Raw genomic sequence first — 9,659 nt, forward strand, 5'->3', positions numbered from 1 at the left:
CGGATGCGGGTAGAGTGCGGCAGAATTTCAATCAACCCATTCGGAGCTGATGCTCGCACGCCTGTTCGTGATCTTTGGTGGCCTGTTCGTGCTGGTGCTATGTGCGGCGCTGGTGGTGCCGTATTTTGTCGACTGGACAGGCTACCGCGCCCAATTCGAGCGCGAGGCGAGCGCCATTCTCGGCCGCAAGGTGACCGTGCAGGGCGACGCCACGGCAAGGTTGTTGCCGTTCCCCTCGGTGACCTTCTCGAATGTCGCTGTCGCCGGCGGCCCCAATGGCCAGCCGGCCATGACCGTCGAGACGTTTTCGATGGATGCGGAACTGGCGCCCTTCCTGCGTGGCGAAGTGCTGATCTTCGACATGCGGCTGGTGCGGCCGAAAGCGACCATCGACATCGCCAACAATGGCACGGTCGACTGGGCGATGCGGCCGTCCTCGCCCTTCGACCTCAACCAGATCTCGATCGAGAAGCTGACGGTGACGGAAGGGCAGATCGAACTGCGCCATGCCGCCGGCGGGCGCAGCCATCTGTTTTCCGAGATCAATTCAACTATCTCGGCCAAATCGCTGGCCGGGCCATGGCGCATGGACGGCACGCTGCGGCTGGACGGGTTGCGCACCGCGGTCACCGCGTCCACCGGCAAGGCTGAAGGCAACGGGCAGATGCGGCTGCGGCTGAAGGCCGATCCGGACGCCTATCCGCTGGTCATCGAAGCCGACGGCAATGCTGGCATTGTCAATGGCGCTGCCGTCTATTCCGGCCAATTCAAAATCTCCGGTGCGGACAAGAACAGCGCCGAGCTGCGCAGCACCGACGGTGAGACGGTGAAGGTTTCCGCCGGCAAGCCCGATCCGGGCTTTCGGCTGAACGGCAAGTTTTCGCTCGACCACCAGAAGTTGGGCGTCGACGAATTCCGCTTCGAGACCGGGCCGCTCGACAACCCCTACACCGCCGATGGCAAGGCTTCTGTCGATCTCGGGCTGAAACCGAGTTTCGCCATCGAGGCCAATGGCGCGCAGGTGCAGTTCGACGAGGCGGTGGGCGCCGAGGCCGGCGCCGGCCTGACGCTGGACCAGCGCATCGCGGCGTTTGAGCAGGCGCTGCTCGACATGCCGAAGCCGACTATCCCCGGCACCGTCGAGGTCAAGCTGCCGGCGGTGGTGGCCGGCGACACCACGGTGCGCGACGTGCATCTTTCCGCCGAGCCGGTCGATGGCGGCTGGTCGGTGAAATCGCTTGCCGCGACCTTGCCCGGCCGCACCACGCTGGAAGCCGATGGCATGCTCGTGCTCAATTTGGAGGGTCATTTCGGCTTCAACGGCTCGCTGCTGCTGGCCGTGGCGCAACCCTCCGGCTTTGCCGCCTGGCTGTCGAAGGATGTCGACGAGGCGATCCGCCGTCTGCCTGCCGCCGGCTTCAAGGCCAAGGTCGACCTCTCGCAGAAGCGCCAGGCCTTCAGCGATCTCGAATTGATCCTGGGTAAGGCGAGGTTTTCCGGCCGCATCGATTCCAGCCAGCCCGACGATGCCAAGCCCTCAGTGCTGATGCGTCTCGAAGGGGGCGACCTCGATGTCGACGGGCTGGCGGCCTTCGCCTCGATCTTCGTCAGCGACAAGGGCGCCAATCGCTTTGCCGACCGCGACCTCGATTTCCAGATCAAGGCAGGGCCGGTCAACGCTGGCGGATTGACCGCGGATACCGTCGACACGGCGCTCAGGCTGCGCGACGGGCTGCTCGAAATCGACCGGCTGTCGGTGGGCGGGCTGGCCGGCGCCTCGATCAGCGCCACCGGCAGGATCAAGGATTTCCCGGCGAGCCCGACCGGCAAGCTCGATGCGTCGGTGGTTGCCGTCGACCTGAAGCCGCTGGTCGACGTCGCCGCCCGGCACTATCCCGACAGTGCCGTGCTGAAAGGGCTGGCGAGCCGCGCCGCTGCCTATCCCGAGCTGTTCCAGGATGCGCGTGTCGACCTGGTGGCGAGTGCGGCCGACAATGGCGACGGCACCACCGGCCTGGCGGTGAGCGGACAAGGCAAGGCCGGCGGCTCGGCCTTTTCCGCATCGCTGTCGGGGAAGGGGGTGGTGGACAAGCTTCTCGAAGCGCCGGTGGCGCTTACCTTCAACGCCAAGAACCCTGACGCCACCACGCTGCTGGCCCTTTACGGCCTGCCGGCGCTGCCGCTCGGCATGCTGGGCGAGGCAAGCACCGACATTCAGGCCAAGGGAACGCTGGGTGGCGGCCTGGCGACGAATTTCAGCCTTGCCGGCAACGACTTCAAGGCTGGTTTCGAAGGCACGATCGCCGATACGCCGCAAGGCTTCGCCGCCAAGGGCAAGCTCAGCCTCGATGCCGCCGACATCGAGCCATGGCTGATGACGTCAGGCATCGGCCTGCCCGGCATGGGGGCGGGCATGTCGACGTCGCTCGCCGCGCAGGGCGACTATGGCAACGGTCTGCTGGTGCTGGACGAACTCAGCGGCGCCATCAACGAAGCGGCGGTGTCCGGCGACGTCAATATCGATGTAAAGAACGGCGTGCCGCATCTGGCTGGGGCGCTGGCGCTCGACGAACTCGACCTCGATCCCATGGCGGTGGCGCTGTTCGGCGATTCCGCCTTTCTTGCCGACAAGGAAGAAACCAACAAGGGTCGCGCGTGGCCGGCCACACCGTTCAGCCAGAAATCCAGCCTGCCTTTCACCGCCGACCTCGACCTGACCACGGCAGCACTTGCCGCCGGGCGGTTCGCCACCGCGTACGATGCCGCCTTTTCGCTCAAGCTCGACCAGGAAGGCATCCGCGTTTCGGATCTCAAGGCGAAATTGCTTGGCGGGGCGCTCAGCGGCCTGTTCGAGCTGAAGAACAATGACGGCACCGGGCTGTTCACTGGTCAGATGAAACTGGCGGGCGCCGATCTGGCGACCGTGCTGCCGGATGCCGGCATCAGCGGCATCGGCGACTTCTCGACAGCGCTGTCAAGCAGCGGCAAATCGGTCGAAGGGATGGTGGCCGCCTTATCAGGCTCCGGCACTGCGGCGTTGAAGGGCGTGAAAGTTGCTGGCGTCAATCCAGATGCGTTCAGTGCGTTCCTCGTCAAGGCGGATGCGATCGGGCGTGACATCGATGCGGCCAAGACTGCCGGCTTCGCGCCTGACATCGCCGCTGATGGCAGTCTAGCCGCCAAGGACACCGACATAGCCTTCACGGTTGCCGGCGGCACGCTGCGGGCGCCGCCGGTCAGCCTGGAAAATCCGGCGGCGACCTTGTCCGCCGACGTCACGGCGGATCTCAACGCGGTCACGGTGTCGGCCAAGGGTGCGATCACCTATCGGCCGGGCGACGAGGCGCTGGTCGGCTCCGAGCCGGTCTTGAATTTCACCGCCGAGGGGCCGTTCGGCGCGGTAAAACGAGCATTCGACAGTGAGCCGCTGGCGCAGTTCCTGACCCAACGCGCGCTGGAAAAGGAACAGCAGCGCGTCGAGGCGATGCAGGCCGCGCTGCTCGAAAAGCAGCGGCTTCGGCGCGAGGTCCGCTACTACGCGGCGCTGCAGGATGCTCGCGACAAGGCGGCCGAAGAACTGCGCAAGCAGCAGGAAGCGGCGCGGCTGAAAGCCGAGGCGGACGCCAAGGCAAAGGCGGAAGCGGATGCCCAGGCCAAGGCTGAGGCGGACGCAAAGGCCAAGGCCGATGCCGATGCGAAGGCGGCTGCCGAAAAGCAGGCCGCCGACGAGGCGGCCAAAGCGCAGGCCGAGCAGGAGCGGCAGAAGGCGGAAGAGGCGGTGCGCATCGCGGCGCAGGAAAAGGCAAGGCTCGAGGCCGAGCGCAAGGCCGCGCAGCAGGCTCCCAAGGTGGAGCGTGCCCCGCTGCCGCAGGCCAATGACAATCCGCCGCCGGCCAAGCCGAAGTCCAATCCGTTCACGATCGACAATCTGCTGAAGTCGCTGCAGTAGTAGTTGACGGCGGTTACCCACGGTCCCGATCGAGCAGACGTCGCAGCATAGGTTCGATGCGTGACAGCTCGTCGAGATGCGCCGCCGACAGCTCGGCCAGACAATCGTCGGCGCGCTCGGTCAGTTGCAGTAGCACGCGACGGTGGTCGTCCTTGTCCTGATCCCTTGTGACCAGCCCCGCCTCGCCGAGGCGGTTGACCAGTTCGACGGCGCTGTGGTGGCGGATACGCAGGCGTTCCGCGAGATCGCCAACCGTCACCGGGCCGCCGCCGGGGAATCCCTTGATCGCCAGCAGCGCCTGATGCTGGCGCGGGGTCAGGCCGGCGTCTTCCGCCTGGACCTGGCTGAATTCGAGGAAGCGGCGGATCAGGTAGCGAAACTCCGATAGCCGCTGGTAATCGGCTTGGCTGATGGCGGGGCGTGATTTTTGTGGCTGCGACATATCAGACATGTGTTCGTTTTCCGGCGAAAGCTCAAACGGATTTCGGGCGAAACCGGCTTGAATATTTATATCGTGTTACGATACATAACCACCAACAAGCCCGGCTGGCCGCTTCGACCGTGCCGCATCTCAGACATACGGCGCGCCGCCAGGAAGCAAACTGCCATGAAGACCCCTCACTCGAACCCGGAACATCTGCGCGATTTCACCACGGATGCCAGGGTGCTGTTCGTCGCCGCCATTGCCGTGGTGGTGGCGACAGCTGGACTGGTTGCCGGCATCGCGCTTTTGAAGCTGATCCGGCTGGCCACCAACATCGCCTATTTTGGCCAGTTCACGCTCGCCGATCTGAAGCTCGAGGACACGCCGCTTGGCTATGCCTCCGTCATCGTCCCGGTGATCGGCGCGCTGATCATCGGCCTGATGGCGCGCTTCGGCAGCGAGAAGATCCGCGGTCACGGCATTCCCGAAGCCATAGAGGCGATCCTGCTCGGGCGTTCCAGACTCGACGCCAAGGTGGCGATCCTGAAGCCGCTGTCGTCGGCGATCTCGATCGGCTCCGGCGGACCGTTCGGCGCCGAGGGCCCGATCATCATGACCGGCGGCGCGATCGGTTCGCTGATCGCGCAGATGCTGCCGGTCAGCGACAACGAACGCAAGACGCTGCTGGTGGCCGGTGCTGCGGCGGGCATGACCACGGTGTTCGGAACCCCGATCGCCGCCATCATGCTTGCGGTCGAACTGCTGCTTTTCGAATGGACCCCGCGCAGCTTCATTCCGGTGGCGGTCGCGGCTGTTATCGCCGAGGTGGAGCGCACCATGCTGCATCTGCCCGGACCGATCTTTCCGTTTCAGGGCGGCATGGAGGTGTCCTTTGTCGGCCTTGCCGGCTGGGTGGCGATCGGCGTTTGTGCAGGACTTTTGTCGGGGCTGCTGACGCAGATGGTCTATGCCTGCGAGGACGGTTTTCAGAAGCTGCCGATCCACTGGATGTGGTGGCCGATGCTTGGCGGACTGGTGGTCGGCATCGGCGGGCTGATCGAGCCGCACGCGCTCGGCGTCGGCTATGACAACATCACTGACATGCTGGACGGCCGCACCGTCGCGACGGCAGCACTCCTCCTGCTGGTGGTGAAGGCGATCATCTGGTCGGTAGCGCTCGGCTCGGGAACGTCGGGAGGTGTGCTGGCGCCGCTGTTGATCATGGGCGGGGCCATGGGCGCTGTGCTCGCCGGCGTTCTGCCTGCCGCGGATCCGGGTTTCTGGGCGCTGCTGGCGATGGCCGCCACGATGGGCGGCACGATGCGTGCGCCGCTGACCGCCACGTTCTTCGCCGTCGAACTGACCGGCAACACGCATATGCTGGTGCCGCTGATTGCTGCCTGCGCTGCGGCGCACGCCGTCACCGTGCTTCTGATGAAGCGATCGATCCTGACCGAAAAGATCGCCAGAAGGGGACATCATCTGGTTCGCGAATACCGCGTCGACCCTTTCGCCCTGACCAGGGTGCGCGAGGTGATGACGTCACAAGTCGAAAGCGTGCCGGCGACGATGACGCTGCATGGCGCGGCAGCGTTCCTGACAGCGCCGGAAACACGGCATCCGAGTTTCCCGGTGGTCGATGAGCGCGGCCATGTGCTGGGCCTCATCGATCCGCCGGCGATATTGCGCTGGAGACGCGCCGGCACGCACCGCACCACCACGCTTGGCGAACTGCTGGCCGGCAGCAAGGTGACGCTGGCCTATCCGGACGAATATCTCGAAGGCCTCTCCGACAAACTGCTGCTGGCCAACGTCTCTCATCTGCCCGTCGTCACTCGCGAAGGCTCGTTGCTGGTCGGCTATGTCGGCTGGAAGGATTTGATGCGCGTGCGGTCCAGGAAACAGGCCGAGGAGCGCGAGCGTTCGACCTTGCTTGGCTTCGGCACCAGACACACGAAAAAGAACGACGCCGTCGAAAGCCTTTAGATTCTCTCTGCGTGCTTCGCCCATTCCAGCACATAGAGTCTCAACGCCGAGGACAGGTTGGTGTCGCGGGGCCGCGTCTCGTCGACTTCGGCGACAAGAGCAGCGAGCGTCAGCTTTCTGGTCACCGCGACCGCGACGAGGTCGTCATAGAAGGGCTTTTCAAGCGAGTAGCTGGTGCGGTGGCCGCGAATGGTCACCGAACGCTTTTCGACCGGGCTCATTGGCGGTCGGGGTCGCCGGGCTTTTCACGACGATGCCCGGCAACGAATTTTTCGCTCTTGTCGGCGACGATACGGTCGCGTTCTTTTTCGGCTTTTGAGCGGCCGTGCAGCGCGCGATTCTGTTCGGCGGCGCGCAGCTTTTCGTCCCGCGCCTTTTGCTTGCGGGCTTGGCGGAGATTGACGATTTCGGCCATGCCGCCGGTCTATTTCTTGCGGAAGGCGTCGAGCGAGACCACTTCGGCGCCCTTGGTGGCGGCGTCCGCGGCCGCGGGCTTCTTCTCCGCCTCGGCGGCGGCCTTCTTCTCGGCCTTCGGCTTTTTCTCGGAGACGATGGTCAACGGCTCCGGAGTTGGCGCAGCCGGTTCGTCGGTTGCCGCGCCATCCGTCTTGACGTCGAATTCGAGTTCGAAATTAACCGAGGGATCATAGAAGCCGCGCACGGCCGAGAACGGGATTTCGAGTTTTTCCGGAACATCGGAGAAGGACAGGCCGACCTCGAAGCCGGTATCGGTCACCTTCAGGTCCCAATACTGGAACTGAATGACGATGGTCATCTGCTCGGGATAGCGCTCGCGCAGCCGCGAAGACACGCGTACGCCCGGCGCGCCGGTCAGGAAGGTGATGAAGAAGTGGTGGTTGCCGGGGAGGCCGGTGCGCGCGACCTCGGCCAGGACCTTGCGCATGACGCCGCGCAACGCCTCCTGGGCCAGAATGTCGTAGCGGATGTGGTCGTCGGCCATGTGGCGGTCGGGTTCCGTTGAATCGTCCGCATAGCTGTAATCAAGCTTTAGGGCGGCGTAAACCGCATATAGATCACCCTTGCGCGGAAGCGAAGACTATTGCCAGCGATTTGATCGCTCAGGCGCTGGCGAGCGCGCTTTGCTTTTCGGACGATGCCGCGGACCGGCGCTTGCCGAAGGCGCGCAGGAATGTGCGCACGCCATTGGTCGCGGATTGCAGCACCTCGTCCTCGCGCGGCGAGCCGCCAAGCATGAAGGTGGTCTGCAGTTCGGCATTGACGAGGCCAAGGAACTGGCGTGCCGCCACATCCGGGTCCTCGATCGTGAGATAGCCGCCATAGGCGAGGCGGGCGAAGCGGGCGGCGATTGCCGGCCATGTTCTGCCCGGTCCCTGTTCGCGCCATTCGGCAAACAGTTCGGGATAGCGCTCGCCTTCGGTCTGGATCAGCTTGCGCAGGAATTTTCCGTCGCGGTTGCAGATGCAATTCTGGTTCAAGCGCACGGCAAAGCCGATCAGATCGGCTTCGAGATCCTTGGGCTGGTCGGGGAAGGTGGCAATGGTGGCGAAGATGCCGGCATTGCAGCGTTCGGTGAGGTCGCGGACCACGGCGACGAACAGTTTCTCCTTGTCGCCATGATGGTTGTAGATCGTCTGGCGCGAAACGCCGGCTTCGGCCGCGATCAGATCGATGTTGGCGCCGGCGAAACCTTCGCGGCAAAACACGGCAGCCGCGGAATCGACGATCGAGAGGCGCTTGGCCTCATGGCCGCGTGGCGGGAAAATGTCAGGAGAAACGTGCAGCTTCATAAAAAACTATATAGAGGTGATTGACGATTTAGACAAGAGTGTCTAAATTTGTGGACACAAGATAAAGAGATTTTCACTCGACGAGACGAATAGAATTCGCTCTTGGAGTGTCGGAATTTCATGGGATGGAACGTCCTAGGTTAGACGTCGCCCCGCGGCGGCAACCAGATTTGAAAGAAGCCTTTATCATGAGTCCCAAATTCCTCCGCATCGCGGTCGTGCTCGGCTTGTTGTCCGCCATCGGCCCGTTCGCCATCGACATGTATCTGCCCGCGCTGCCGTCGATCGGCGCCGATCTGCATGCGAGCACCGCTGCCGTGCAGATGAGCCTGTTGATCTTCTTCCTGTCGATGGGTTTTGGCCAGATCGTCGTCGGGCCGATCTCCGACATGGTCGGCCGCAAGCTGCCGCTCTATGGCGGCCTTGCGCTGTTCATGGTCGGCGGCATCGGTTCGGCAATGGCGCCGACCATCGAATGGCTGATCGCTTTCCGCTTCCTGCAAGGGCTTGGCGCCAGCGCCGGCATGGCTGTTCCGCGCGCCATCGTGCGCGACCTGCATACTGGCAATGAGGCCGCCAAGCTGATGTCCTTGCTGATGCTGGTGTTCTCGGTGTCGCCGATCCTGGCGCCGCTGACCGGCAGCGTGATCATCGAGAGTTTCGGCTGGCGCGCCGTGTTCTGGACAGTGACGGGCGCGGCTCTGCTGGCCACCATCCTTCTGGCGACTTCGCTCAAGGAGACGCGACCGGTGGAAGATCGCGCCGGGTCCTCGTTCGGCACCGCGCTGTCGGCCTACCGCTTCCTGATGGGTGATCGCAACTTCCTCGGTCTGACGGCGATCGCCGGCTTCGGCATTGCCAGCTTCTTCGTCTATCTGTCGAGTTCGTCGTTCATCCTGATCGACCATTACGGGCTGTCGCCTTCGGTCTACAGCGTGTTCTTCTCGATCAACGCGGTGGCCTTCATCGGCATGTCGCAGATGACGGGGCTGCTGGCCGAGCGCTTCGGCCTGAGGCGCGTGGTGCGCGTCGCGGTGACCGGCTATGCGACGACGATGGTGGTGCTGTTCGCGGTAATGGCGACAGGCATCGACCGGCTCGACGTGATGGCGGCGCTGCTGTTCGTCGGCTACGGCTTCCTCGGCCTGGTCATCCCGACCACCTCGGTGCTGGCCATGGAAGAACATGGCGAGATCGCCGGCACCGCTTCAGCGCTGATGGGCACGCTGCATTTCGCCATCGGCGCACTCGCCATGGGTGTTGCCGGCGTGTTCTTCGACGGTACGCCGCTGCCGATGGTGGCCGGCATCACGCTGTGTGCGGTGATTTCCTTCACGCTGGCCAAGATCACGCTCGGCCGCTCGCGCGAGGTTGCCGAGGCACCGGCGGAATAAGCAACCAAACAAATGAAAAAGGCCGGGTTCATCCCTAATGCAGTTCACTTAGGCACCTTCAGTGTTCTGACAGGATATTTGGCTGGTAGCTTTTTGACGACACGGGGGCATGATCGCCCCCGTGTTTTTGGGAGGAT

General features: G+C 64.0%; 8 protein-coding genes. 3 read left to right on the forward strand and 5 right to left on the reverse strand.

Annotated elements, in window-relative coordinates; all coding sequences use genetic code 11:
• Positions 1 to 49 precede the first annotated feature (49 nt).
• On the forward strand, positions 50 to 3,949 hold the full coding sequence (locus tag NKI66_RS25515) for an AsmA family protein (protein WP_023813097.1): 3,900 nt from the start codon (positions 50 to 52) through the stop codon (positions 3,947 to 3,949).
• A 13-nt stretch (positions 3,950 to 3,962) separates the two neighbouring features.
• Here NKI66_RS25515 and NKI66_RS25520 read toward each other — a convergent pair whose 3' ends face one another.
• A complete protein-coding gene (locus NKI66_RS25520; protein WP_023813096.1) occupies positions 3,963 to 4,400 on the reverse strand; it encodes a MarR family winged helix-turn-helix transcriptional regulator in 438 nt (145 codons plus the stop codon).
• A 156-nt stretch (positions 4,401 to 4,556) separates the two neighbouring features.
• Here NKI66_RS25520 and NKI66_RS25525 point away from each other — a divergent pair, with 156 nt between their 5' ends.
• On the forward strand, positions 4,557 to 6,359 hold the full coding sequence (locus NKI66_RS25525; RefSeq protein ID WP_023813095.1) for a chloride channel protein: 1,803 nt from the start codon (positions 4,557 to 4,559) through the stop codon (positions 6,357 to 6,359).
• Here NKI66_RS25525 and NKI66_RS25530 read toward each other — a convergent pair.
• From NKI66_RS25530 to NKI66_RS25545, 4 genes are all read right to left on the reverse strand, one after another.
• Positions 6,356 to 6,580 carry a ribbon-helix-helix domain-containing protein gene (locus tag NKI66_RS25530; RefSeq protein ID WP_352753414.1) on the reverse strand — a complete coding sequence of 75 codons (225 nt, stop codon included), beginning with the start codon at positions 6,578 to 6,580 and terminating at the stop codon, positions 6,356 to 6,358. The two genes, NKI66_RS25525 and NKI66_RS25530, sit on opposite strands and share 4 nt — an antisense overlap.
• Positions 6,577 to 6,774, reverse strand: coding sequence for a DUF4169 family protein (locus tag NKI66_RS25535; protein WP_023813093.1), 198 nt, complete (start codon positions 6,772 to 6,774; stop codon positions 6,577 to 6,579). Before NKI66_RS25535 ends, NKI66_RS25530 begins: the two co-directional genes overlap by 4 nt.
• A 9-nt stretch (positions 6,775 to 6,783) precedes the next feature.
• Entirely contained in the window at positions 6,784 to 7,320 is a 537-nt protein-coding gene (locus NKI66_RS25540) for an SspB family protein (RefSeq protein ID WP_023813092.1), read from the reverse strand.
• A 118-nt stretch (positions 7,321 to 7,438) separates the two neighbouring features.
• Entirely contained in the window at positions 7,439 to 8,128 is a 690-nt protein-coding gene (locus NKI66_RS25545; protein WP_023813091.1) for a TetR/AcrR family transcriptional regulator, read from the reverse strand.
• 188 nt (positions 8,129 to 8,316) lie between these two features.
• Between NKI66_RS25545 and NKI66_RS25550 the strand changes: the two genes are divergently transcribed.
• On the forward strand, positions 8,317 to 9,522 hold the full coding sequence (locus NKI66_RS25550) for a multidrug effflux MFS transporter (RefSeq protein ID WP_023813090.1): 1,206 nt from the start codon (positions 8,317 to 8,319) through the stop codon (positions 9,520 to 9,522).
• Positions 9,523 to 9,659 lie beyond the last annotated feature (137 nt).

Origin of the sequence: Mesorhizobium sp. M0518 (assembly GCF_040321125.1) — a bacterium.
Lineage (GTDB): Bacteria > Pseudomonadota > Alphaproteobacteria > Rhizobiales > Rhizobiaceae > Mesorhizobium.

Bases quoted from the DNA above. Each gene is read 5' to 3' on its own strand.
- NKI66_RS25515 (WP_023813097.1), top strand. From the start codon at position 50: ATGCTCGCACGCCTGTTCGTGATCTTTGGTGGCCTGTTCGTGCTGGTG.
- NKI66_RS25520 (WP_023813096.1), bottom strand. From the start codon at position 4,400: ATGTCTGATATGTCGCAGCCACAAAAATCACGCCCCGCCATCAGCCAA.
- NKI66_RS25525 (WP_023813095.1), top strand. From the start codon at position 4,557: ATGAAGACCCCTCACTCGAACCCGGAACATCTGCGCGATTTCACCACG.
- NKI66_RS25530 (WP_352753414.1), bottom strand. From the start codon at position 6,580: ATGAGCCCGGTCGAAAAGCGTTCGGTGACCATTCGCGGCCACCGCACC.
- NKI66_RS25535 (WP_023813093.1), bottom strand. From the start codon at position 6,774: ATGGCCGAAATCGTCAATCTCCGCCAAGCCCGCAAGCAAAAGGCGCGG.
- NKI66_RS25540 (WP_023813092.1), bottom strand. From the start codon at position 7,320: ATGGCCGACGACCACATCCGCTACGACATTCTGGCCCAGGAGGCGTTG.
- NKI66_RS25545 (WP_023813091.1), bottom strand. From the start codon at position 8,128: ATGAAGCTGCACGTTTCTCCTGACATTTTCCCGCCACGCGGCCATGAG.
- NKI66_RS25550 (WP_023813090.1), top strand. From the start codon at position 8,317: ATGAGTCCCAAATTCCTCCGCATCGCGGTCGTGCTCGGCTTGTTGTCC.